Annotated in this window: 23 protein-coding genes and 2 pseudogenes; 2 read left to right on the top strand and 23 right to left on the bottom strand. The window is 37.5% G+C overall.

Annotated elements, in window-relative coordinates; genetic code table 11:
* Window positions 1-40 precede the first annotated feature (40 nt).
* The 13 genes from accC to OPF91_RS09415 form a co-directional block, all read right to left on the bottom strand.
* Window positions 41-1,408: an acetyl-CoA carboxylase biotin carboxylase subunit gene (gene accC / locus OPF91_RS09475; RefSeq protein WP_264988505.1), complete on the bottom strand. Its 1,368-nt coding sequence runs from the start codon at window positions 1,406-1,408 to the stop codon at window positions 41-43.
* A gap of 12 nt (window positions 1,409-1,420) precedes the next feature.
* Window positions 1,421-1,921 (bottom strand): acetyl-CoA carboxylase biotin carboxyl carrier protein, encoded by a 501-nt coding sequence (gene accB / locus OPF91_RS09470; RefSeq protein WP_264988504.1) that lies wholly within the window; start codon window positions 1,919-1,921, stop codon window positions 1,421-1,423.
* A 408-nt stretch (window positions 1,922-2,329) separates the two neighbouring features.
* A complete protein-coding gene (locus tag OPF91_RS09465; RefSeq protein ID WP_264988503.1) occupies window positions 2,330-2,875 on the bottom strand; it encodes a SpoIIIAH-like family protein in 546 nt (181 codons plus the stop codon).
* A complete protein-coding gene (locus tag OPF91_RS09460; protein ID WP_264988502.1) occupies window positions 2,876-3,214 on the bottom strand; it encodes a SpoIIIAG-related protein in 339 nt (112 codons plus the stop codon).
* Between the two features lie 132 nt (window positions 3,215-3,346).
* The gene (locus OPF91_RS09455) at window positions 3,347-3,490 is read right to left on the bottom strand and encodes a hypothetical protein (RefSeq protein ID WP_264988501.1); all 144 of its coding nucleotides are present in this window, start codon (window positions 3,488-3,490) and stop codon (window positions 3,347-3,349) included.
* Window position 3,491: 1 nt separating this feature from the next.
* Window positions 3,492-4,250: a stage III sporulation protein AE gene (locus OPF91_RS09450; RefSeq protein WP_264988500.1), complete on the bottom strand. Its 759-nt coding sequence runs from the start codon at window positions 4,248-4,250 to the stop codon at window positions 3,492-3,494.
* 164 nt (window positions 4,251-4,414) lie between these two features.
* Window positions 4,415-4,792 carry a hypothetical protein gene (locus OPF91_RS09445; protein WP_264988499.1) on the bottom strand — a complete coding sequence of 126 codons (378 nt, stop codon included), beginning with the start codon at window positions 4,790-4,792 and terminating at the stop codon, window positions 4,415-4,417.
* Window positions 4,793-4,797: 5 nt separating this feature from the next.
* The gene (locus tag OPF91_RS09440; protein WP_012295089.1) at window positions 4,798-5,007 is read right to left on the bottom strand and encodes a hypothetical protein; all 210 of its coding nucleotides are present in this window, start codon (window positions 5,005-5,007) and stop codon (window positions 4,798-4,800) included.
* Window positions 5,008-5,290: 283 nt separating this feature from the next.
* Window positions 5,291-6,298: an NAD(P)H-dependent flavin oxidoreductase gene (locus tag OPF91_RS09435; RefSeq protein ID WP_264988498.1), complete on the bottom strand. Its 1,008-nt coding sequence runs from the start codon at window positions 6,296-6,298 to the stop codon at window positions 5,291-5,293.
* 193 nt (window positions 6,299-6,491) lie between these two features.
* Window positions 6,492-7,049 carry an elongation factor P gene (gene efp / locus OPF91_RS09430; protein WP_264988497.1) on the bottom strand — a complete coding sequence of 186 codons (558 nt, stop codon included), beginning with the start codon at window positions 7,047-7,049 and terminating at the stop codon, window positions 6,492-6,494.
* Window positions 7,050-7,067: 18 nt separating this feature from the next.
* Window positions 7,068-8,129, bottom strand: coding sequence for a M24 family metallopeptidase (locus OPF91_RS09425; protein WP_264988496.1), 1,062 nt, complete (start codon window positions 8,127-8,129; stop codon window positions 7,068-7,070).
* A 2-nt stretch (window positions 8,130-8,131) separates the two neighbouring features.
* The gene (aroQ, locus tag OPF91_RS09420; RefSeq protein WP_264988495.1) at window positions 8,132-8,566 is read right to left on the bottom strand and encodes a type II 3-dehydroquinate dehydratase; all 435 of its coding nucleotides are present in this window, start codon (window positions 8,564-8,566) and stop codon (window positions 8,132-8,134) included.
* Window positions 8,567-8,690: 124 nt separating this feature from the next.
* Complete coding sequence (locus OPF91_RS09415; protein ID WP_264988494.1) at window positions 8,691-9,116, bottom strand: hypothetical protein; 426 nt, start codon at window positions 9,114-9,116, stop codon at window positions 8,691-8,693.
* 125 nt (window positions 9,117-9,241) lie between these two features.
* Here OPF91_RS09415 and OPF91_RS09410 point away from each other — a divergent pair, with 125 nt between their 5' ends.
* Complete coding sequence (locus tag OPF91_RS09410; RefSeq protein WP_264988493.1) at window positions 9,242-10,174, top strand: DUF1385 domain-containing protein; 933 nt, start codon at window positions 9,242-9,244, stop codon at window positions 10,172-10,174.
* A gap of 76 nt (window positions 10,175-10,250) precedes the next feature.
* On the opposite strand, the gene OPF91_RS09405 is transcribed toward OPF91_RS09410, so the two are convergent.
* The 5 genes and pseudogenes from OPF91_RS09405 to lipM all read right to left on the bottom strand — a co-directional run bounded on the left by OPF91_RS09405 (window position 10,251) and on the right by lipM (window position 16,804).
* Complete coding sequence (locus OPF91_RS09405) at window positions 10,251-11,171, bottom strand: phosphotransferase (protein ID WP_264988492.1); 921 nt, start codon at window positions 11,169-11,171, stop codon at window positions 10,251-10,253.
* A 384-nt stretch (window positions 11,172-11,555) separates the two neighbouring features.
* On the bottom strand, window positions 11,556-12,476 hold the full coding sequence (locus OPF91_RS09400) for a serine hydrolase domain-containing protein (protein WP_264988491.1): 921 nt from the start codon (window positions 12,474-12,476) through the stop codon (window positions 11,556-11,558).
* Between the two features lie 398 nt (window positions 12,477-12,874).
* Window positions 12,875-14,656 (bottom strand): annotated as a pseudogene (locus tag OPF91_RS09395) (vitamin B12-dependent ribonucleotide reductase); the annotation flags it as partial.
* A 344-nt stretch (window positions 14,657-15,000) separates the two neighbouring features.
* Window positions 15,001-15,795: pseudogene (locus OPF91_RS09390) on the bottom strand (ribonucleotide reductase barrel domain-containing protein); the annotation flags it as partial.
* A gap of 178 nt (window positions 15,796-15,973) precedes the next feature.
* The gene (gene lipM, locus OPF91_RS09385) at window positions 15,974-16,804 is read right to left on the bottom strand and encodes an octanoyltransferase LipM (protein WP_264988490.1); all 831 of its coding nucleotides are present in this window, start codon (window positions 16,802-16,804) and stop codon (window positions 15,974-15,976) included.
* Between the two features lie 137 nt (window positions 16,805-16,941).
* Here lipM and OPF91_RS09380 point away from each other — a divergent pair, with 137 nt between their 5' ends.
* Window positions 16,942-17,319, top strand: a complete 378-nt coding sequence (locus OPF91_RS09380) for a rhodanese-like domain-containing protein (protein WP_373877047.1) — start codon at window positions 16,942-16,944, stop codon at window positions 17,317-17,319.
* Between the two features lie 53 nt (window positions 17,320-17,372).
* Here the strand turns inward: OPF91_RS09380 and OPF91_RS09375 are convergent, their stop codons facing one another.
* From OPF91_RS09375 to gcvPA, 5 genes are all read right to left on the bottom strand, one after another.
* Window positions 17,373-18,335 (bottom strand): glutaminase, encoded by a 963-nt coding sequence (locus tag OPF91_RS09375; protein WP_264988488.1) that lies wholly within the window; start codon window positions 18,333-18,335, stop codon window positions 17,373-17,375.
* Window positions 18,336-18,422: 87 nt separating this feature from the next.
* A complete protein-coding gene (locus OPF91_RS09370) occupies window positions 18,423-20,744 on the bottom strand; it encodes an ATP-binding protein (RefSeq protein ID WP_309297435.1) in 2,322 nt (773 codons plus the stop codon).
* A complete protein-coding gene (gene comX, locus OPF91_RS09365; protein ID WP_264988486.1) occupies window positions 20,744-20,905 on the bottom strand; it encodes a competence pheromone ComX in 162 nt (53 codons plus the stop codon). The genes OPF91_RS09370 and comX overlap by 1 nt, the downstream gene beginning before the upstream one ends.
* 265 nt (window positions 20,906-21,170) lie before the next feature.
* Window positions 21,171-22,634 (bottom strand): aminomethyl-transferring glycine dehydrogenase subunit GcvPB, encoded by a 1,464-nt coding sequence (gcvPB, locus tag OPF91_RS09360; RefSeq protein WP_264988485.1) that lies wholly within the window; start codon window positions 22,632-22,634, stop codon window positions 21,171-21,173.
* A complete protein-coding gene (gene gcvPA / locus OPF91_RS09355; RefSeq protein ID WP_264988484.1) occupies window positions 22,627-23,973 on the bottom strand; it encodes an aminomethyl-transferring glycine dehydrogenase subunit GcvPA in 1,347 nt (448 codons plus the stop codon). The genes gcvPB and gcvPA overlap by 8 nt, the downstream gene beginning before the upstream one ends.
* Window positions 23,974-24,005 lie beyond the last annotated feature (32 nt).

Genomic DNA, 24,005 nt, shown 5'->3' with positions numbered 1-24,005 from the left:
ATTCCGATTTGTTTTATTCCAAGTTTTATTCCCTAAACACTTACTTCGCTTTCTCAGCCACACCCAAAACATCATTCTCTTCTAGGAACTTCGTATTGAATTGCGCCGATTTGAAAACGTCATTGTTCATCAACGCTTGGTGGAACGGAATTGTTGTATGAATACCAGGACCCGCTACTTCAAATTCACTTAATGCACGATTCATTTTAGCGATGGCTTCCTCACGTGTATCGGCATGAACGATAAGCTTTGCCACCATTGAATCATAATAAGGAGGAATCGTGTAGCCTGCGTAAACAGCGGAATCAATACGCACACCATAACCACCAGGTGTGATATACGTATCCACTGTCCCAGCAGATGGGATAAAGTTTTTGTAGGCATTTTCGGCATTAATACGGCATTCGATTGCCCAGCCCTTTAATTGAATATCCTCTTGTGTAAATGGTAGCTTCTCACCAGAGGCAATTTTTAATTGCTGCTGCACTAGGTCAACGCCTGAAATCATTTCTGTGACAGGATGTTCTACTTGGATACGTGTATTCATCTCCATAAAGTAAAATTGATCATCCTGATAATCGTAAATAAATTCAATTGTACCCGCACCCTCGTAGTTACAAGCCTGTGCTGCTTTTACCGCAGCCTCGCCCATTTCTGCACGACGTTCTGCTGACAATGCTGGTGATGGTGCTTCCTCTACCAGCTTCTGCATGCGTCGTTGTACTGTACAATCACGCTCACCTAAATGCACGACATTGCCATAGCCATCCGCTAACACTTGGATTTCACAGTGACGGAAATACTCAATAAATTTCTCTAAATACACACCAGGATTCCCGAAAGCTGCTGCAGCCTCTTTTTGTGTAATATCAATCCCTTTGACAAGCTCTTCTTCTGTACGTGCTACGCGAATCCCTTTACCACCACCACCAGCAGTTGCTTTAATGATGACAGGATAGCCAATCGTAGCCGCCCATTTTTTCCCTGTTTCAATATCAGGGACGATGCCTGTACCTGGTACAAGTGGCACGCCTGCTGCTTCCATTGTTGTACGTGCTACATCTTTAATGCCCATGATTTTAATGGAGTCAGAAGATGGCCCGATAAACTTAATGCCTGCATTTTCGCAAGCCTCTGCAAAGTCAGCATTTTCTGAAACGAAGCCATAGCCAGGGTGAATACCATCTACCCCTGTTTTCTCCGCAACACTTAGGAGAGCAGCGAAACTTAAATAAGAGTCTTTCGATAGCTTTGGTCCAATGCAATACGCCTCGTCCGCTAATTTTACATGTAAAGCATCTTTATCTGCCTCTGAGTATACGGCAACAGATTGTATGCCTAGCTCTCGACAAGCACGAATAATGCGTACGGCAATTTCACCACGATTAGCAATTAATACTTTTTTCATCATTCGCACTCCTTAATTCGCTCTTACAAGGAATAATGGTTGACCGTATTCTACTAATTCACCGTCTTTTACAAGAACCTCCACGATTTCACCTTGTACCTCTGCTTCGATTTCATTGAATAGCTTCATTGCTTCAACGATACATACAATCGTTTCATTGCCAACTTTGTCACCAATATTCACATATACTGGTGATTCAGGATTTGGTGATTGATAAAATGTTCCTACCATTGGAGAAACAATTTTATGTAACGATGCATCATTAACAGCTGGCGCAGCTGCCACTGGTGCAGGCACTTCCTCTACCTTTACTGGTGCTACAGATACTTCTGGTGCCACTTGCTGTACAACAGGAGCTACTACCTCAATTTGTGGTGCAACCGCTTCCTTTACAACGACCGCATTATTTTTTTTCAATTTTACTTTTGCGCCGTCTACTTCATATACAAACTCATCAATCGAAGATGCATCTACTAATTTAATAATTTCACGAATTTCTTGGATTTTTAACATGTTGAACGCTCCTTATAAAATCAATTATGCCTCGACTAGTCACGCCAAAATCTGTGATATATACAAGGCCTCTATTTTGGTTTAAGTAGGTGTTCCATCTCCTTCAACAACCAAAATCAAAATATAGTACGACTACTATTCTATAGTTTTTTGCAGCAATTTGAAATAGTTTCACCAAAATTCTCTATCGCTCTGCTGATATGTTACCTTGCTTTATCGCCCATAACAAAAGGCTTTCGCTATGATACCGAAAGCCTTTTCATTATATCAATATACATTACAATGTAAACTTGTACATTTTACATTTTCAAGAAAATCAACACTTCATATCTATTTTTCTGATAGTTTATTTTCTTAAAAATAATTGTAAAATAATTTTAATCCCTTACTTCTATCTATTATTTTATGTTAATAATTATTTGTACTAAATTTCACATTTACATCGCTTGCCCCATCCATTTCTGTTCGTACAAGATGGATAATTTCATTGGCCTGTGTTTTGGATAATTCTTCTGCCATCACCGTAACAGATACTTTTTCTCCCTCTGCACGAACAAAGGCATCTGAATAGCCCATTGATTTGATTAGCATTTCTAACATAACTTCCGCCGATTCTTGCTTAATTAGTTTTTCCATATCATTAAAGGCTTGGTTTTTCTCTTCGGCTGAAGCCTGATCAGAAGCAATTTTTTGTGTTAATTGCTGATGTAGCTGACTTCTTTCATCGCTCATCTGCATACGCATTTCCTCAAATAAATGGCTTGGTGAAGATACTTCCTTTGTCTCACCTTCCTGCTCCGCTACACCTGTAATTGCTGTTTGTTGCAATGTATCATCTGTAAAAATGGTTAAGCCATTAAATTGTTTAGATGGATCTACCACATAATAAACCGAAATAACAGCTACTAAACTTAATAATGTCATCAACCAAACTGTTCTTCTACGTACACGCATTTACTGTTCCTCCTTATTTTCCATTGGTACAATTACAATCCGATGAATCGGTAATTGCATCATTTGACTAATAACCGTCCGAATTTCATTTTTCATGAAAATGTCTGATGCTCCCTGCGCCACAACTAAAATCCCTGTGACAGTTGTTTTTTGCTGGTCAGTTCCTCGAAAATACTGACTAAATAATTTATTATCATCTTGTGCCACTTCCAAATCACCATAGTAAAAATAAACTTTTACCTCCCCAACACCTTGTATGGCTTGTAATACTTGTGCTAATTTTTCTTCATTTGTTACCTGTGATACACGCTCATTTGACTGAAACATAGGTAGAATCATTGAGATGCCCACGGAGGCAACAACGAGTATTATGATCCATGCTGCTCTTTTTTTCTGAACTTTTTCCACTTCACTTGTACATTGCCTCCCCTCATCCCTTTCTTTTTCAAGTGTATGTACGCTTGTTTCCTCCTATGAATGAATAAATGGAATCTTTAGTATCCATTGTAAAAAGGCTAATGTCATCACAATTTTCACAAGATACACCACCTCTCGATCTTGCTCTAAAAAGAGGAATAGCTGACAAATAAAAAGAAGTGCGAGTAAAAGAAGCACGTTATTTCCCTCCAGTCATAATTTGCACAAAGACAATTAGGAAAAAACAAGAAAACATAAAGGAAAAAGCGATGAGGAACGAAATAGCACATAATGTAAACAAAGATTTACTAACACTATCAAGTAACCGACAAATATCATCAAACGCAATCGGTTCTAAAATAGCAGCCAACATTTTAAGAGAGTATGCACTAATCACTAGCTGCACAGTTGGTATAAACGACACTGTAATAACTGCTATAAATGCACTAATGCTGCTTGCTGAGGACGAAAATTGTGTCATGCGTTGGAACATCGAAAAACTATCTACGACAAAAGAGCCAACAACAGGGATATTTTCTTCTATTAATTTTTTGACAGGTTCTGCGACGGCTGCATTCACACTAAAAGCGGCTACACCACTAACAGACATTAACAAAATATAGCAAATAACAGAGGCTGATACGATGCTCAATAATGTAAAACGAATAAGCTCTGCAATACGTGTAAATGAAATTTCTTTGACCATGACACTGCACACATCAAACACGATGGCTAATAATACACCTGGAATCAGCCATTTACTGCTCACAATGGTCAAGGCTTGTACAAAAAATAACAACATGGGCTGCCAAGAAGCTACGGCTGTAATACTACTAGATAATAGAAAGCTGGATGTTAGAATGGGATAAAAGGCGGTAAATAAATGGGCTAGTCCTTGGGCAATTTCATCAATTAATGTAAAGGCTTGTACCACAATAGGGCCAATGGTAGCTAACACAATGAGAAAAAAAGGATTCTCGTTCCTTTTTCAAACTGAGGCAGTAGAAGATTGATGATGAGAAAAATTAGCATATAGCTACAAAGTAAAAGCGTCATTTTTAATAATAGAAAAAAAGGATCTGTCAGAAATGCCACTAACTGCTCAACCAAGGATTTCACCCCCTACATAATACGCTGTAAAATGGCTGATACTTCTTGTAAAACTGTTAAAAACTCCTTTAACCAATACATAACGATGACAATTTTCACACCATCAAATACGATATGTCCAAGCAATTTATAACCATGTTCAGCAAGTAACATCGCTACCCACTGTCCAACATAAAAAAGGCTCGCACTGATGAAAATTAGTTTAGCATATGATAAAAAAGAAAATAATTCCATTAATTGTTTAACAAGTGGTACTAATAAAGTTGAGAACAGTAGGCTAAATAGTAAAAAAGCAAACATCACACTCATCAGTGCATGAAGTGGTTGAATGACCTCTTTTATTAACAGTAGAAGAAGCAATATAATAATAGCGATTAGCACTAGTTCCATGTAAGCTACCCAGAAGAGGTCAACCATTGGAAGAATGTAAGAATTTCATTAAAAAACAAGCGCAAAAATCGCAATAGCTCCGCTGTCATATATAAATAGGCGATAAAAAATAAAAAAAACGAGAACTCCTTCTTCCCTGTTTGATCAAAAAAAACATGAAGAAGCGCTACGACTAGGCCCACTCCCGCAACTCTTAACACATCTTGTAATTCCATTCATACGCCTCCTCGTGTACAGCAATATATGTCCTTGAGCAAAAAAAAAGACCTCTAAGGTGAAACAACACCTTATCAGTCCTTTTGTAATATTTCACTAAGAATTACTAGTATATGCGCGTGAAATACCAATCCATAGTATATTCATTTTTTGGTGTTTTATAACAAAAAAAACAAATGTTCAAACTAAAACGATAGCCAAAATCGGATTCAGTAAAAAGGAGACGGCAATGGTCAAATCAATCATCACTTACACAGCTCCTATACTTACACTTTAAATAACTTATACTAATTGTTCGACAATGCTTTTGACAGTGCCTGTTTGTTGCACTAAATGACTATTTTCACCCATCCATAATGCTCCATATGCTGGATTTCCTTGCGCTACACTTTCCTTACGAATAGGCGCTGTTAAATAGTGCTGTAATGGATATGGCGCAATCGTAGCTGTTTCCATTTGTTTGATGAAAGCATTCACTAGACCTCTTGCTGATTTACCTGTAAATGCTCGTGTAATTGTTGTCTGTTGTGCTTTTGACTGAATGACAGCCTCTTTATACAGCCTAGCAATCTCACATTCATCTGCCACTAATAAAGCGGTACCGATTTGAGCTGCTACTGCACCATTCGCAAGCACTCGTCGGACATCAGCTTGTGTCACAATACCACCTGCTGCAATAAATGGAATCGTTAATTGACCTGCAACTTGTTGAATGAGCTCATCTAATGTAACCAATTGGACAGGTTCAGTGAAAGAACCGCGATGACCACCTGCTTCTCCGCCCTGCAATACAACAGCATCTAATCCTGCTTGTTCTACGCGCTTCGCTTCTTCCAACGTTGTCGCCGTCCCAATCAAATAAACATCATGATTTTTTAAACGCTGAATCACGTCATCGGATGGAATGCCAAACGTAAAGGAGCAAATGGCTACTTGTTCATCTATCACTGCCTGTATTTGTCCTTCAAACACTTCCGTTGACATGACACTTTGCACGGGAGATAGCCCAAGTTCATCATAAAATGGTTGTAAAGCCATACGTGCTTGTTGTAATACTTCAATATCAATACGTGGTTCATCTTGTACAAATAAATTAATCGCAAATGGTTTGTCTGTCAATTGTTTCACCTGTTGAATAAATTGCTGTGTCTGTTCACCATTTAAGTAGCCTGCGCCAATGGAACCTAAAATGCCTGCCTCTGCACAAGCTGCTACAAATTTAGGCGTTGTCACACCAGCCATGGGTGCTTGAATAATTGGATGTGTTATGTGAAATTTTGTTTGTAACATCAAATCCTCACTCCTTCTATTTCCATTGTAAACATTTTTCTACTTATCGACATCTATCCGATGACCGAAAGAATAGCCATTTTTCCGCAACGATACCGCTCTTCTCTACCTTTTGTACTACATTCAACATCATTTATGCTCAATCGATACAAAAAACCTACCTCATAAAAAGGTAGGTTTTTGTCTGTTATCATTATGCGCGTGACACGTATGAGCCTTCTGATGTGTTGATGATTAACACATCACCTTGGTTAACGAAGAATGGTACTTGTACGATTAAACCTGTTTGCAATGTTGCAGGTTTTGTACCGCCAGAAGCTGTATCACCTTTAATACCTGGTTCTGTTTCTACTACTTCTAGTTCAACAGTGTTTGGTAACTCAACACCTAACATTTCACCTTGGTATGATTGGATATGCACTTCCATGTTTTCTTTTAAGAATTTTAATTCATATTCGATTGCTGCTGAAGCAAGCTCTGTTTGCTCATATGATTCTAAATCCATGAATACATGCTCATCGCCTTGTGCATATAGATATTGCATTTTACGATTGTCAATTTGTGCCTTTTCTACTTTTTCACCAGCACGGAATGTTTTTTCATTCACAGAGCCATTGCGTAGGTTACGTAATTTAGAACGTACGAATGCAGCCCCTTTACCTGGTTTTACGTGTTGGAAATCTAACACACGGTATAATTGGCCATCTACAATAATTGTAAGACCTGTACGAAAATCATTTACTGAAATCATTCTTTATTCCTCCATCATTTATAAAATAATCAATTCTTTTGACGAATGTGTTAGTAGCTCATTACCTGTTTCCGTAATTAAAATATCATCTTCAATACGGACACCGCCGATACCTGGTATATAAACACCTGGTTCAATTGTAACAGCCATACCTGGTTCTAATACCGTTTCTGAGCGGAAAGATAGACCAGGGTTTTCATGCACTTCAAGACCAATACCATGTCCTAATGAGTGACCAAATGCTTCACCGTAACCTTTTTCTTTTAAGAAGTCACGTGCAATGGCATCCGCTTGAATACCCGTTAAGCCAGGGCCTACTTTTTCAAGTGCTAAAAGCTGTGAGCCAAGTACAGCATTGTACATATCCACTAACTTTTCAGATGGCTCACCTACTGCTACTGTACGTGTAATATCTGAAATATAACCGTTGTATAATGCACCGTAGTCCAATGTCACAAAGTCGCCTTTTTCAATCACTTTATTTGTTGCAACACCGTGTGGCAATGCAGAACGTAGACCTGATGCTACGATAATATCAAACGAGGATTGTGTTGCACCTTGTTTACGCATGAAAAATTCTAATTCATTCGACACATCAAGCTCTGTTTGACCAGGCTTAATGAAATTTAAAATATGTGTAAATGCGTGATCAGCAATTTCACACGCAACCTTAATAATATTAATCTCTTGTTCCGTCTTAATCAAGCGAATTTTTTCAATTAAGCCTGAAGTCGGCACTAATTCAGCCGAAATATTGTTTTTATATAGCTCATATGTGCTATAGCTCACAGTATCTTTTTCAAAGCCTAATGTTTGAATGCCCATTTCCTGTACTTGTTTCGCAATTTCCTCAATAATTGTTTTTTCATGTTGGACAATGCGGTAGTTCGCTATTTGTGTTGCAGCCTGCTCTGTATAACGGAAATCTGTAATAAATACCGCATCATTTTGTGACACAATCGCAACACCTGCTGTACCTGTAAAGCCTGTCATATAACGACGGTTATAACCATTTGTAATCAATAAACCATCAATATTTTGTTCTTGGAGTGCCTTGCGTAACTTTTCTAGTTTCAACATAATCAATTCTCCCTCTCAATAAATGTGCGTAGCGCTAGTTCATAGCCCTTTGTCCCAAGTCCTGAAATTTGACCAAGACAGGCAGGAGCAAGATAGGAATGGTGACGGAAAGCCTCACGCTTATGAATATTGGAAATATGTACCTCTATTACAGGTACCGTAATACCTGCAATGGCATCATGTAATGCAATGCTTGTATGTGTATAGGCACCTGGATTAAAAATAATACCATCATACTGTTCATCTTCTGCTTCATGCACCCAATCGACCAGTACCCCTTCATGATTCGATTGACGAAAATCTACTGTAGCTCCCAAAGTGGCTGCCAGCGCCTGCAATGTACATTTGACATCTTCTAATGTCTCATATCCATAAATATGTGGCTCTCGTTTACCAAGTCGGTTTAAGTTCGGTCCATTTAAACATAATAGCTTCACGCACTATTCGCCTCTTTCTATGTACTTGCCATGTATACGATGAATTGAACGAACATGCGATACTACTCTTTTACATACCGCATGATGTCACATTTTATTTTATCATACAAGGCGTATTCAGCAACTAATTTTCCTTTTGAGCCGTATGCTCTTTTTGATGAAAATTAGCCGTTTCTAATAAAAAGCGCAACAGACAAATCACAATGACAATAAAAGGAATTGATAATTTTTTAAAGGAGACAAGCTGTAGTGGTAAATCGAGTACCACCCATTCTAACGTAATCGTCACTAATAAGCCTAATAAAAGGGAGGATAACACAGCAGGAATCATATGCAAATAACGTAACGTCATAAATAATAAAAAACTAAGAATACACAATAAAAAAATAAAAAAGCTCCATTGAAATAGTTTCGAGCTTCCCTCAAATAAATGCCATTTTTTATAAAAGCCTAACGGATGCCATTGAATAAGATGAAACAGATGGAGTCCTTTTAAACAAAGCGCTAAAACACATGCACTGACAATCGCTGTTATACTCGCTGTTTTCACTGCCACTACCCCTTTTTACCATCAGTGTAACCATATCAAATTTTTCCTATGCGTAATGCTAGAGCTTTTTCACTAAATTTAGTACAATGGTACAGTTGAAAACTATATAGAGAGTGGTGTTAGCTTTGAGCAATTCACCTGTATACGGGGGACAAGCACAGTTAGAAGGTGTGATGTTCGGAGGAAAGGAACATACGGTTACAGCCATTCGCCGTAACGATGATTCCATTGATTATTATCATTATAAAAAAGTACAAAAACCTATTTTACAAAAACTAAAAAAAATCCCATTTGTACGGGGTGTCGTGGCATTGGTGGAATCAGCAGGTCTAGGCTCACGTCATATGCAATTTTCAGGCGATCGTTATGATGTAACACCAGGTGAAGAAGAAGACCAAAAGGAAGAAGGTTCAAAGCTACAAATGATTTTAGGGGTAGCCGTTGTAGGGGTACTATCTTTCTTATTTGGTAAATTCGCTTTTACATTAGTGCCTGTTTTTATGGCCAATCTATTTTCTCCTTGGATTGAGGGCAAGGTTGGTCAAATTTTACTAGAAAGTAGCTTTAAGCTAGTATTGCTACTAACCTATTTATATTTTATTTCACTCACACCACTTATTAAACGCGTGTTCCAATACCATGGTGCTGAGCATAAAGTGATTAATTGCTATGAAGCAGGTATGGATATTACAGTGCAAAATGTACAAGCACAATCACGTCTACACTATCGCTGTGGCAGTAGTTTTATTTTATTTACTGTTTTTGTCGGCATGTTTTTATATTTCTTTGTGCCAGCAGAGCCGTTATGGTTACGTCTTGTGGACCGTATTTTATTAATCCCTGTCGTTCTTGGCATCTCCTTTGAAGTATTGCAAGCGACAAATGCTTGCCGTAATATACCTGTCTTACGCTTCCTTGGCTATCCAGGTTTATGGCTACAATTGCTGACAACGCGTGAGCCAAATGATGAGCAAGTCGAAGTAGCGATTGCTTCTTTCAATATGCTCCTTCAAGTCGAAGAGCAGCCAGAAATCGCCGCTACATTGAATCATGATTAAATCTATAAGCAAAAGAATCCATTTTGAAAAAATTAATCAAAATGGATTCTTTTTTTATCAAGAAATATATAATTTTTTAAAGTTTATAGCCAGCACCATCAATCAAAACACGAATTAAGCTATGAAACAATTTTTGCTGTGAAGCGTTTTGCCAGTCCTCTTCATATTCAGCCATTAACCACATTACTTCATCGAGGAAGACGTGCTGTTTCGCCTTTTCCCAAAATACTTTCTCTTGATCAGTTAACACAATATATTCTTTATATCCTGCTAAAAATAATGCCCATTCATCAATTGTAAAAACACGGTCTGGGGCTTCTTTATGCTCATTATGAAAAAGTAACAATGCCAAGGCTAGGTCAAAGATTCTTGGTATCCACATAGCATTGTCTGAATCAATCAAATACGGTTCTGGAATTAAAACTAGATTATTGGCTTTAAAATCATGAGGTGTTGTAACATGCGGTAATCCTGCATGGGCAAGCTCCTGTTGACTCGCAACACTTTCTAATAGCTTTGTTTTCAATTCCGTACCAATTTCAATTCCAGCTTTATTTGCATGTTGAATAATTGCTTCCATGCTCTCTTCTACTTCTTGCTGATTAAAATCATAAACATCGTAGTCAAGAAGGTTATAAGTATTGGAAACAGGTGACAAACGATGAATTTGTCCTAACATTTTGCCAGCTTCATAGATTTCCTCTTCTGTGCCTGCATATTTTTTACCTTCTATAAATGGATAAACAACAAAATTTGTGTCCTCATATTTTTGTGGATTAGCTACTTGTAATTTCACTGGCGTGACAACATTTACCCCATTATCTTTTAGCATTGTAATATAAGACATGACACTCTCAGCTCTTCTTTGCGTACGTTTTACAACGACATCTTTATCACCATGTTTAACTCGATATACAGGTGAATAGGGATAAATACTTACAGGCTCTTCTTGGACTTCAAATCCAAAAATCTTCAAAATTTCTTTTCCATTCATCATTTGTAACCACCTATTATTTTTTAGAACACTGATTGTAGAAGAATGAAAGCTACAAGTTCATCTCTTTTGCAATCTTCACTCTTCTATTTTAACATGATTAGCTCATTTTTAGTTCAATACAATTCCATTAAATGGTATTTTTGAGAACGAAATCGAGCATATCCAAAATGCAAGAATCACAACATGATATAAAGATACCCCTTTAGATTACTATAATCCAAAGGGGCATCTTTATGTCCAATCTACAACATGTAGCTTTGGAATAAAGTTTGATTAAAAAATATCCCTCAATCCTTATCTAATCGCAACTTCAAAAACTCCATTTTGAAAAAAGATTAAGCCATCGGAGGAGGAGATAAATCCCTTTTTATTTGTATAAATGTCTCACTTACCCATCCAACTACCTAAAAGTTCTTCAAAAAAGAGTCTCGGTGTAGATTGCTCATCATATTGTAGATGGCTTTTGACTACAGCCATTATATTTAACTTCGGTACAATAAATATATATTGTCCGTATAACCCACTAGCATAGTAATATGCTATTTGAGTATTATTAGTAGTACTTTCATAGGTCCATAACTGATAGCCATATCCATATGTTCCTTCATTAATAGTAGTATCGACTTGTTTGTATGGTCTTATCATTTGTTGGACAAAGTCGGATGAAATCAACTGCTTTGAATGAAATTGCCCCTCGTTTAAAAATAAAAATCCAAGTTTCACCATGTCCTCTACATTTAATGAAATACTAAAGCCACCCCCGTGAATTCCTTGTGGGTCCTTTACCCAAATGTATTTATGGATCCCTAATGGATGGAATAAATACTTCTCAGCAAACGATGCGGTAGAAGTACCTGAAATTTTTTGGATAATTGCGCTTAATAAATGAGAGTTGCCATTATGATATTGGAAGGTTGAACCTGGTTTATGTATCATTGGTTGATCTAGTATGAACTTAACCCAGTTTTTTGAACCTTGAAAATTCCCTACTTGTAACCCCGAGGTCATAGTCAACAAATGAAATAGTGTAATTTCCTCCTTCACTGGGTCATTAAATTCTAGTATTTCTGGAAAGTAGTGATGAATAGGCTCATGAATATTTTTTATTAGCCCTTTATCCACCATAATGCCAATTAATAGAGATATAATACTCTTTGTAATGGAATAAACCTTTGACGGCTTTTCTACGACTTTTTTATTCTTTAAATATTCAAAGATCCGTGTATTTCCTTTATAAATGACAAATGCTTCAATTTTAACCTTTTTGACCTTCTTCTCTAACTCATGAAAAGATATTTCACTCATACTTCTAATCCCTCATTCACTAACTTTCGTCATTAGTTGATGTGCATTACTTCATAATATAACATAAATTCCATATTTAATCAAAAATATTATTCAATTAAATAGCCCATTTGTTGAACAAAATTATAAATGATTACTCTTTTTTATAAATCTACATTTAAACGGGTAGACCGACCTTTTGAAGATATTTCTTGAATATTTAACCACAGTTTATAATCTGCACTAACTCTCGAGCCACGACCTTCTTTAATCCACTTTCCAACTTTAAATGTTCTAGTTCTTTTAGATATAAAAACACCCCTTTGGCTAAAAAATAACCAAAGGGGTAAAGCTTCGCAACATTTTACAAACATCGTAACTTTATTTCAAAGCTATACAACTAGTAAACACTTTTTATCTTACAAGCCACACTTCAACTGTGCACCACAGTTTGTACATGTGTTACAGCCGCCCATTTCCTCAACTGTTCCTTTACGACAAACAGGACATGTATTACCAACGTCTGAGCCAATTACCGTTGTGGATTCTAATGCTTGAATTGTATCTACTAGCACAACAGGACGCTTTGTTTGCTCCTCTACTAGCTCTTCCTCAAATGATAGCTGATCCATATCATTTTCTTCTGCCTTCAATGTTAGCACCTGTGAATCGCGGCTACCATCTACATAAACCGTACCACCTTTTGCTCCACCACGGTACAAGCGTTCATACACTTTTTCAACCTGCTCTACTGTATAGCCTTTTGGTGCATTCACCGTTTTAGAAATCGATGAATCAATCCATTTTTGAATAATACATTGTACATCTGCATGGGCTTCTGGTTTTAGCTCCATCGCCGTTACGAACCATTCAGGTAATGCTTGTTCATTTACCTCTGGATGTTTTGCTAAATATTCTTGCACAATTTCAGCCTTTACTTCAATAAACTTACCAAGACGACCAGAACGGTAATAGGTGAAGGAGAAGTAAGGCTCAAGACCTGTCGCTACACCCACCATCGTACCTGTAGAACCTGTTGGCGCTACTGTTAGTAAATGCGAATTACGAATACCTGTCGCTAAAATTTGCTCTTTAATATGAGCAGGCATTTTCTGCATAAAGCCTGTTTCTGTGAAGGCTTTGCGTAAACGAGCTGTTTCTTCCTCTGTTGCGCCTACAAGGAATGGGAAGCTGCCGCGCTCTTTTGCAAGCTCTGTCGATGCCTCATACGCTGTTTCCGCAATTGTTTTAAAGATTTCATCTACTAATGCGTTGCCTGCCTCTGAGCCATACTCTTTTTCACAGTAAATCAATAAATCCGCTAAGCCCATCACGCCTAAGCCTACACGTCGCTCGCCAAGTGCTTGTATACGGTTTTCTTCTAGGAAATAAGGCGTTGCATCGATTACATTATCCTGCATGCGTACGCCAACACGAACCGTTTCACGTAATGCCTCGTAATCGACTGTTTGATTTTCTTTATTGGCAAACTGTGCTAAATTCACAGCAGCTAAGTTACAAACGGAATACGGTGCAAGTGGCTGCTCACCGCACGGATTTGTTGCTACAACGCTTTGTCCATAGGCTTTCGCATTTGTCATATCATTGGCATTATCGATAAAGAAAATGCCTGGCTCTGCTGAATACGTCGCACAAATATTAATCAAATTCCATAATTCTTTTGCTTTAATTGTGCGGTATGTGCGTACTTTATAGCCCAATTTCTCCCATTCACGTACATCGCCAATTTTATGCCATTCACGATTGTAAACAGCCATTTCTTCTTTTGTATATTCTTCAACAGCTGGGAAACGAAGCTCGAAATCTGCATCCTGTTCAACAGCCGTCATAAATTCTTTTGTCAACGTAACCGAAATATTCGCACCTGTTAAAAATTCTGAATTGTGGACAGTATATGTCCCACCATCACGTAGCTTATTTTCAGCTTCACGAATAATCGCTGTATCAAAGCCACCGAAGCCTTCAATATTTTTATAGTTCACAATGCCTTGATACATCGCTTCTTCTTGCAATGATAAAGGTTTAAAGTTTAATTTTTCTTTTGCTAAACGGATAATTGTTGCATCCGTTGTATTTTCGATTAAGTACCGTAGAATACGTGGATTTTGCATTTTTGAAATAATAAATTCCACGATATCAGGGTGCCAATCTGCCAGCATAATCATTTGTGCTCCCATTTTTTGTTACAAAAAAATAGTGAATATTATTTTTTTGGTATGGTCATTTCTGCCATACTCTTATGCTTTCACATAAGATCAGACTATATCATCAAAGAATCGTGTCCTTTGTCTCGCACCTCATAAGAGCGTTACCGCATCCTATAATTTACTTCTTTCATACTTGAGAAGCTTAGAAAGTTTCAATAGTCGTTGAACGTTCATCTACGTTTCCATAGATGCTTCGCTGCTGATTGCCCAATCTTTTCTTTTTTCAAGCATTCACGCCTAGCCTCACAGCTTACGTTGTAGCAAGAAAAGCTCTCAGGGTGTTCCAGCAATTCGCGAGATTACGTCGCCGAGTCTTAACGACGTGATCCACCCTGTTCAACAAGGTGAGTCAGCTTTGCAATATCATCTAGCCATGAGACAGAGCCAGAAGATTTCCCATTGACGCCACGTGCCAATGTGTTGCGTGGACGAAGTGTCGAACCATTTGTCCCAACACCACCACCACGGCTCATAATTTCCATTACTTGCTTACGGTGATCACTAATGCCTTCACGTGAATCCGCTACAAATGGCATCACGTAACAGTTGAAGAAGGTCACATCCGTTTCAGAGCCTGCTCCATAAATCACACGTCCTGCTGGAATAAATTTCAGCGATACAAGCTGCTCATAAAATTTCTCAAACCATTCTTGACGCTTGTCCGCTGTTTTTTCTACTGCGGCAAGCCCCGTCGCATTACGCTTGGCAATTTGCTCATAAAAAATTTCTAATGGCTTTTCTAACACATCAATTGAGCGTGTGATGATACCACTTTCTTGCTCCTGTGGGTTATCTAAAGCACTACGATAGTCTTCCTCAATTAAAATATCTGCTGTTTTTGTCGACCAATCTAACGTTTGAATTGTTCCTAAACCCCTTGCAGGAAATCTTGGATCAGCCTTCACCGTTAAAACAACAAAATCACCAACTTTTAACGTTTTCTTTTCTGTATCCTTAAACGAATAGCGATCAATCATCACGAGTCTTGACACACCTTTATGCGTAATATGCATATCTGGTGTTACAGGATGCACCTGTGGAAATTGTTCAATATCCTTGTTTAATTGCTCAAATTGTGTGTTTACTTCGGGTTGATGATTTAGCGTTACCATCATTTTGCCTCCCTTACAATAATAAATACACAATATCATGTGTTATTAACACTACATATTGTGTATTGCTTTATTTTAAAATACTATATATAGTTTTTCAATTCAACTCTTGCAATTTTAGCGAACATACGAACCACTTGCTATAACAAGGTTTATACTACTAAAAAATATTTTTTCTCTATTTTTTGAAGTTCCATTCATCCTGTTTATATTTTTTTTCTTCAAGCGCATGCACATATGCTAACTGCTCTTCAGAAAGTGTAAATGGTTTTAACTCAATTTGCAACGATTTTGCAAAGCCATCTCGGAAAGCCACAACACATTGCTCAATCGTCACAGGCTCCTTCGCCAAGGTATTAATCGCCACTGCTTTTTCTGGTAATTTTCTGCGCATACGTGCTTTCGCTTCATCACTGGAGAAATTAAACACAGATAATAATTTTTCCTGATCTAAATCAAGCAAAATCGCACCATGCTGTAAAATAACACCCTTTTGACGTGTTTGCGCACTGCCCGCAATTTTTTTACCCTCTACAACAAGCTCATACCAGCTCGGTGCATCAAAACAAACCGCACTTTTCGGCTGCTTTAAATCCGCTCTTTTTTCTTCTGTATCAGGCACACTAAAATAAGCATCCATCCCTAAATGATGAAAGCCTTGCAAAATACCTTCACTTAATACTCGATATGCCTCTGTCACCGACTCAGGCATATCAGGATAGCTTTCTGATACGATGACGCTATATGTCAACTCATGCTCATGTAAAACCGCTCTACCACCTGTTGGTCGACGCACAAAGCCTAAGCCTTGCTCCTTCAGTGCTTCAAAATTAATGTCTCTTTTTGCTTGTTGGAAATAACCAATCGACAATGTAGCTGGCTCCCATTCATAAAAGCGAATTACTGGTGGAATTAATCCCTCACTATGCCAATCAAGCAATGCCTCATCCAATGCCATATTAAAAGAAGGACTACATTTTCCCGAATTTAAAAAATACCATGTTGTCATTTCGTCATCTCCTACAATTCTGTCATGTCTATGTAACACAATCTAGTTAATTTTATCAAACTCATTGGACTATCGCTAGCGCATCTTTTATAATAAGTAAGAAGATAGAAAGGGGTAAGAACATCTTGAGCATATGGATTTCACTCGGTGTTGTGCTTGTAGTCCTATTAGCATATTTAGGGCTTAATGCACTGCGCCTCAAAAAAGCTGTCACAAATTTAACACAGGAACAATTTATTGAAGGGTATCGTAAAGCACAAATAATCGATGTGCGTGAGCAAAAAGAATTTGATGCAGGTCATATTCTAGGTGCACGTAACGTCCCATCGTCTGCAATGCGTCAACGCTACAAAGAAATTCGTCCAGATTTACCAGTATATTTATACTGCCAAAATACAGGTCGTAGCGCACGTACAGCATTATTCCTTAAAAAGCGTGGCTACCATCAAATTTACCAACTACAAGGCGGCTTCCGTACTTGGACAGGTAAAATTAAATCGAAGAAAACATACTAGACTATCCAACAAAAAGAGCCATCTCCTTTGACCGAGATGGCTCCTTTTATGCATTAAAAAATAGTCATTTGCCATTTAGTCGCAAGATACTTTAGCAACTGAACACCTGCCACGCTATTGCCAATCTCGTCAATCGCAGGTCCATAAATGCCGATGCCACAGCCTGTAGGAAATGGTGAATGTAAGCTTGCATGACTTGGTACAGCTGCCAAAATCGCACCTGAAACACCACTTTTCGCAGGCAAACCTATAAACGCTGCGAATTTGCCCGAAGCATTATACATCCCACAAGTCACCATCAATGCTTTCGCCATCTTGGCAACCTCTTTTGAAAAGAGTTGTGTTTTTAAAAGTGGGTGATAGCCATCATGCGCAATGACTAAGCCAATCTTAGCCAAATCCGTAACCGTTACTTCAATGGCACACTGCTTCAAATAAACTTCAAGAGCCTCTTCTACAGGACAATCTAAAAAGCCTGAATCCATTAAATAATAAGCGAGGGCACGATTGCGGTTAGCCGTTTGCCATTCTGATTGAAAAACAGCTTCATTAATCGTAAGTGCCCTTCCTGTAATTTGCTGTAGGAAGTGGAGTAGCTTTGTTAGCTTTTCAGATGGCGAATGCCCTGTCAGCATGGAGGATACCGTAATCGCACCTGCATTAATCATCGGATTAAAAGGTTTGCCTGGCTGATGGCTCTCCAAGCGAATAATCGAATTAAATGTATCACCTGTTGGCTCTACATCTACTCTTTCTAAAACATATGGTAAGCCTTTATCCATACATGCTAAAATAAAAGTCAGTACTTTGGATACACTTTGAAGTGTGAATAATTCCTCACTATCGCCAGCACGAACTTCGTAGCCATCTGGTCCAATAACAGACACAGCCAAGTGATCAGGATTTCGTTCAGCTAGCATGGGAATATAGCTAGCACAGCGCCCCTCTTTGGCAAAGCCTCTGAATTGCTCAACACCATTTATCACCACTTGCTCCTGCATGTCCTTTTTTTCCATTCAAACATCGTCCTTTCCATTGCCAATAGTAGCTGTCACACTATACAATACCACAAAAAAACCTCCTAAAATAATTAAGAGGTTTCTTTAACTCGGCATAAATGGATTTGCAATGGCTTCATCCGGATTTGTCTGTGTATACTCTCTTTCATTAACTGTAATACGAATCGACATCCCTTTACCTACAGTTGATTGGATAATGAATTGACCGTTAAAGGCTTGCACGCGCTCCTGCATCCCACGAATTCCCATAGACTCCCTTAATACAATTTCATCTATATTGCACCCTACGCCATCATCTGCATAAATAATTTCAAAGCCTTCCTTTGTTTCTAATAAATGAATGTCCACTGTTTTTGCCTGTGAATGCTTCAGGGCATTATTTAATAGCTCTTGAAATAGGCGAAAAATCATAAGGTTCAAACGCTCATCCTCTAAATATAAACGATCGACTGTGTATCTTAATACAAATGGCACACGACGCTGCATCTTTTGCAATAGCTTATCCAGTGCAGCACTCAGGCCCAATGTATCGAGTAAAGGTGGCTTTAAATTTTCACAATAGCTTCTTAAATCACTTAATGATGTCAGCATATGTTCGTGAATTTCAGACAGCTTAGATTGAATCGACTGAACATCTCTTGTGTGAACAAGCACATCCATCTCTCTTGCAATATGAAGCTGTTCCTGTAAATTCGTATCATGTAATTCTTGTGCCAGTTGATATTTTTCTTCCTCAAAACGAATCCACAGTAGTTTATTCAGCCATGGCAATTGATTGCGGTCTACTTCATGCACATTTTTTAATTGATTCAGCAATTCTTCCACTTGCTTTGTATTTTCGATAAAATTGTTGACATATAAAATAAGCAATTCCAGCCACAACAATTCCTCATCTTTTAATGTGATGGATTGATGATGGTCAATCACCAATATCCTTTTGAATTGAATATCTTGATGGATAAAGGCAACATAGAAATGCTCCGTCTTTTTAATTGTACCAACATGTAATTTCTCCAACAAAATTTCATCGATTTGCTCCTGTGTAAAACGTTTCGACTGGCTTGTGGAATGAATTTGATGTGTCTCAAGATTATAAGTCACAACATATGTATGATCGATTTCCAAATGTAAGGCAACTTCTTTGGCGAATCGTTCTAATAAGTCATTAATTTTAATTACTCTGCCAATACTATCAATCGTTGTATATAAACGATGAATATAGTCACCTTTGGTAGAAAACAGAATTTTCCGTTTACGATAATCGATTTTTTCTTTAATAAAAAAGAGCATAACCAGTGAGATACAAGCAAATACTAGGAGTTTAGATATTTTCGAGAAAGATATATCGGTAAACCAATACATCCCTAGCCCTATCCAAAGCGCATAAACTAAGGAAAAATTCACGTAATAACGTAAGCGAGTAATATAATACTGAATATCAAAAATCCGCTCCGTTAATTGGGTGAAAATAAAGCTGTATGGGATAAGCATTAGAAATAAGGAACAAACTTCAGCAGATATTATTGGTTGCTTTGATAAAAGTTTTGGTACTACATATAGCACAAGGAAAGGTAAGAATGGTGTAACTACACTTATTAATAATACTTTTAATGGTGTTAATTTATAGATAAAATAGCCAGCTATTATAATGCCTAAAACTACTACTAGCAATACTAAGAATATGGCTAAAGTAAACTGAGAAAGTAATTGATATATATTGGTATAAAAAACACTATATACACCAAAAAATACAATTAATACAGGAATTAAGTATAACCATATTATTTTATCAATAAATACCCATTTAATATTCAAAAACTCAAAATATTGCTTTAAAAAATGAATCAGTAGTACTAAGCATAAAATCATACTGCCACGATTAACAATAATACCAATACTATTTTGTACACCTGAAGCACCTATACTCGCATATGCTAATGAAATTGTTAATATGAATAATATTAGTAAATTTAATAATAGGTCTTGTTTATGTTTAAAATATAAATAACATGAGATAATTAATGACAATAAATAATAACAAAAAGGTACAACAAATATGTAATAAAATTGTGATGGAATTTCTGTTATGTTAACCTTTATATGAACTAAACGACCATTTTCTTTTTGTAAAGTTAAATCATTGGCTCTTCTAATAGAAAGATTACGTTTTACATTAGTAATATCTTCTACATTCCTTCCATCTACTTGAATTACTGTGTCTCCAATACTAATTTGCTTATTTTCAGCCCAATCTTTATAAAAAAAGTCCGAGATTATCCATGCCCCATTTATTTCTTCTAAAACAATATTTATGTTTGGTTTACTATAAGTGATTGTTAATGAGTATATCCCTAGTAATATATACAAACTTATAGTAAACCAAAACCACTTGCTTTTAATAAACACTAATCCCAATACATACTACCTTTTGTATTTAACTCTCCCTCAAACGTTTCCACAATCGCTTGTTGTTCCTGCTCTGTTACACCAAGAAGAGAAGCCTTATTTTCTTTTAGTGCTGTAACTACTGATGGGTTTTTTTCTAAAAATTGAATTACATTAATCATAAAATCTCCTCATTTCTATTATTTTTCTGCAACTACATTATACTCATCATTTAATTAACCATTGTTTAACAAGGTATTAATAACCATAAATGTAATCGCAACTTCATTATACTACCTTCTACTAATTAATCAACATTATTTTCTATTAATTTTAAAAATTTTGTCAGATGAAAAGATATTTTGTCAGTAATTCCGTTATTTTGTTTATATACATAGAAAAAGCTATTCCATAAGTATGAACATACTCATGAAATAGCTTGTCATTTTACGCTTGTTGGTAACGCAGTACTGGTGTACGAGCAGCACGTGTTTCATCTAAGCGAGAAACAACGGTTGTATGTGGTGCTTCTTGTACGATCGATGGATTTTCCTCTGCTTCTTTCGCAATTTGAATCATAATATCGCAGAAAGCATCCAATGTTTCTTTTGATTCTGTTTCTGTTGGCTCAATCATCAACGCCTCTTCCACATTTAATGGGAAGTATGTTGTTGGTGGATGGTAGCCAAAGTCAAGCAGACGTTTAGCAATATCTAATGTACGCACACCCAATTTCTTTTGACGACGACCAGATAGAACAAACTCATGCTTACAATGACGGTTGTATGGTAGGTCAAAGAATGGCTCTAAGCGACGCATCATATAGTTTGCGTTTAGAACCGCATATTCTGTTACTGCTTTTAGACCATCTGGACCCATTGTACGAATATACGTATAGGCACGTACGTTAATACCAAAGTTACCATAGTACGGTTTCACACGACCAATTGATTGTGGACGATCATAATCAAAATGATATGTGCCTTCTTCTGTCTTCACTAATACTGGTTTTGGTAAGAATGGGATTAAATCTGCTTTTACCCCTACTGGACCTGAACCTGGACCACCACCACCATGTGGACCTGTAAATGTTTTATGCAAGTTTAAATGTACACAGTCAAAGCCCATATCGCCAGGACGTGCCTTACTCATAACCGCATTTAAGTTCGCACCATCATAGTAAACTTTACCGCCAACAGCGTGAATAAGCTCTGCCATTTCGATAATGTTTTCTTCAAATAAACCAAGTGTATTTGGGTTTGTTAGCATTAATGCTGCTGTATCAGGACCCACTACTTGACGTAAATCTTCAATATCAACTAAACCATTTTCGTCTGATTTTACTGTAATCGTTTCAAAGCCTGCTACTGTTGCAGAAGCTGGGTTTGTACCGTGTGCAGAGTCTGGCACGATAACTTTGTTACGATGCCCTTCTCCATTTGCCTCATGGAAAGCACGAATCATCATTAATGCTGTCCATTCACCATGTGCACCTGCTGCTGGTTGTAATGTTACTTCGTCCATTCCTGTAATTTCCACTAATGAGGTTTGTAAATCATATAGAAGCTCCATTGCGCCTTGTACTGTTGCTTCATCTTGTAATGGATGTACATGTGAGAAGCCTGCAATACGTGCAACAGTTTCATTAATTTTTGGATTGTACTTCATTGTACAAGAGCCAAGTGGGTAGAAACCAGAGTCAACACCGTGGTTACGGCGAGAAAGTGCTGTATAATGACGCATAATATCAAGCTCAGATACTTCTGGTAAGGCAGCCGCCTCTTCACGAATTAAGTTTGCAGGAAGAATGTCTGCTAAATCAACTGCTGGCACATCCAGCGCTTCTAAGTTGTAGCCTACACGTCCTTCTTTCGTAATTTCAAAAATGAGTGATTGATTTTCGTTATGCATGAAGAGCCCCCATTTCCGCAACTAGTGCATCAATTTCTTCCTTTGTGCGTAATTCTGTCACAGCGATTAGCACGTGCTGTTTTAAAGATTCATATGTTTGACCTAATGGATAGCCACCAATAATGCCTTTTTCTAATAAACCTGCATTTATTTCTTTCACACATTTAGTTGTTTTTACAACGATTTCATTAAAGTGTGCGCCTTGGAATGCTACTGTAAAGCCAGCCGCCTCAAAAGCATTTTTCGCATAGCGTGTTTTGGCAATGTTTTGTGTCGCCATTTCACGAACACCTTGTTTCCCTAAAGCTGTCATTGCAACAGATGCTGCTAATGCTAAAAGTGCTTGGTTTGAACAAATGTTAGATGTCGCTTTATCACGACGGATATGTTGTTCACGTGCTTGTAATGTTAATACATAGCCACGACGTCCTTCTCCATCAACAGTTTCTCCTACAAGACGACCTGGTACTTTACGCATTAATTTATTTGTTACAGCGAAGAAACCACAGTGTGGCCCACCAAATGCTTCTGCAATACCAAACACTTGTGCATCACCTACACAAATATCCGCACCTAGTTTGCCAGGTGGTGTTAATACGCCTAGTGCTAACGGATTGGAAGACACAACAAACAAGCCTTTCGCTTCATGCACGATATCGCCAAGTACTTGTAAATCCTCTACTTGACCGAAGAAGTTCGGATATTGTGCAATAACAGCAGCCGTATTGTCATCAACCAATGCTTTCAATGCATCCACATCCGTGACACCATCTTTATGCGGTACTGTCACCACTTCGATAGACTGACCATATGCATATGTAGCTACTACATCACGATATTCAGGATGAACCGTTTCAGACACTAAAATCTTTTTACGACGTGTGTGACCTGCTGCTAACATACCAGCCTCAGCTAGTGCTGTACCACCATCGTACATAGAAGAGTTTGCTAAATCCATGCCTGTTAATTCAGCAATCATTGTTTGGAATTCAAAAATTGCTTGTAATTCACCTTGCGAGATTTCAGGCTGATATGGTGTGTACGCTGTATAAAATTCAGAGCGTGAAATCACATGATCAACAATGACTGGTTTATAGTGGTTATAAACACCTGCACCTAAAAAGGATACGTGTGAACTTGTATCTTTATTTTTCGCAGCCATAGCAGACAGCTCTTTTATTAAAGCTGCCTCTGACTTTGCTTCTTTAATATTATATAAGCCTTGAAAACGAACTTTTTCAGGAATATCTTCAAATAATTCATCTACAGAAGATACACCAATTACGTCTAACATTTCTTTTTTGTCTTGTTCCGTCATTGGTAAATAACGATGTTTCATAACTATAAGTCCCTCTTTTCAGCTATTATTTT

It is taken from the genome of Lysinibacillus piscis (assembly GCF_026012395.1).
In the GTDB taxonomy this organism is placed as follows: domain Bacteria; phylum Bacillota; class Bacilli; order Bacillales_A; family Planococcaceae; genus Lysinibacillus; species Lysinibacillus piscis.
The sequence above is the reverse complement of the archived record's forward strand: the minus strand, read 5'-3'. Positions and strand labels throughout refer to the sequence as shown.

Excerpts from the sequence above, each read along its gene's own strand:
- accC (WP_264988505.1), bottom strand. The coding sequence starts at position 1,408 with ATGAAAAAAGTATTAATTGCTAATCGTGGTGAAATTGCCGTACGCATT.
- accB (WP_264988504.1), bottom strand. The coding sequence starts at position 1,921 with ATGTTAAAAATCCAAGAAATTCGTGAAATTATTAAATTAGTAGATGCA.
- OPF91_RS09465 (WP_264988503.1), bottom strand. The coding sequence starts at position 2,875 with ATGCGTGTACGTAGAAGAACAGTTTGGTTGATGACATTATTAAGTTTA.
- OPF91_RS09460 (WP_264988502.1), bottom strand. The coding sequence starts at position 3,214 with ATGATTCTACCTATGTTTCAGTCAAATGAGCGTGTATCACAGGTAACA.
- OPF91_RS09445 (WP_264988499.1), bottom strand. The coding sequence starts at position 4,792 with ATGGAACTAGTGCTAATCGCTATTATTATATTGCTTCTTCTACTGTTA.
- OPF91_RS09440 (WP_012295089.1), bottom strand. The coding sequence starts at position 5,007 with ATGGAATTACAAGATGTGTTAAGAGTTGCGGGAGTGGGCCTAGTCGTA.
- OPF91_RS09435 (WP_264988498.1), bottom strand. The coding sequence starts at position 6,298 with ATGTTACAAACAAAATTTCACATAACACATCCAATTATTCAAGCACCC.
- efp (WP_264988497.1), bottom strand. The coding sequence starts at position 7,049 with ATGATTTCAGTAAATGATTTTCGTACAGGTCTTACAATTATTGTAGAT.
- OPF91_RS09425 (WP_264988496.1), bottom strand. The coding sequence starts at position 8,129 with ATGTTGAAACTAGAAAAGTTACGCAAGGCACTCCAAGAACAAAATATT.
- OPF91_RS09405 (WP_264988492.1), bottom strand. The coding sequence starts at position 11,171 with ATGATGAATGGAAAAGAAATTTTGAAGATTTTTGGATTTGAAGTCCAA.
- OPF91_RS09400 (WP_264988491.1), bottom strand. The coding sequence starts at position 12,476 with ATGAGTGAAATATCTTTTCATGAGTTAGAGAAGAAGGTCAAAAAGGTT.
- lipM (WP_264988490.1), bottom strand. The coding sequence starts at position 16,804 with ATGACAACATGGTATTTTTTAAATTCGGGAAAATGTAGTCCTTCTTTT.
- OPF91_RS09375 (WP_264988488.1), bottom strand. The coding sequence starts at position 18,335 with ATGGAAAAAAAGGACATGCAGGAGCAAGTGGTGATAAATGGTGTTGAG.
- comX (WP_264988486.1), bottom strand. The coding sequence starts at position 20,905 with ATGATTAATGTAATTCAATTTTTAGAAAAAAACCCATCAGTAGTTACA.
- gcvPB (WP_264988485.1), bottom strand. The coding sequence starts at position 22,634 with ATGCATAACGAAAATCAATCACTCATTTTTGAAATTACGAAAGAAGGA.
- gcvPA (WP_264988484.1), bottom strand. The coding sequence starts at position 23,973 with ATGAAACATCGTTATTTACCAATGACGGAACAAGACAAAAAAGAAATG.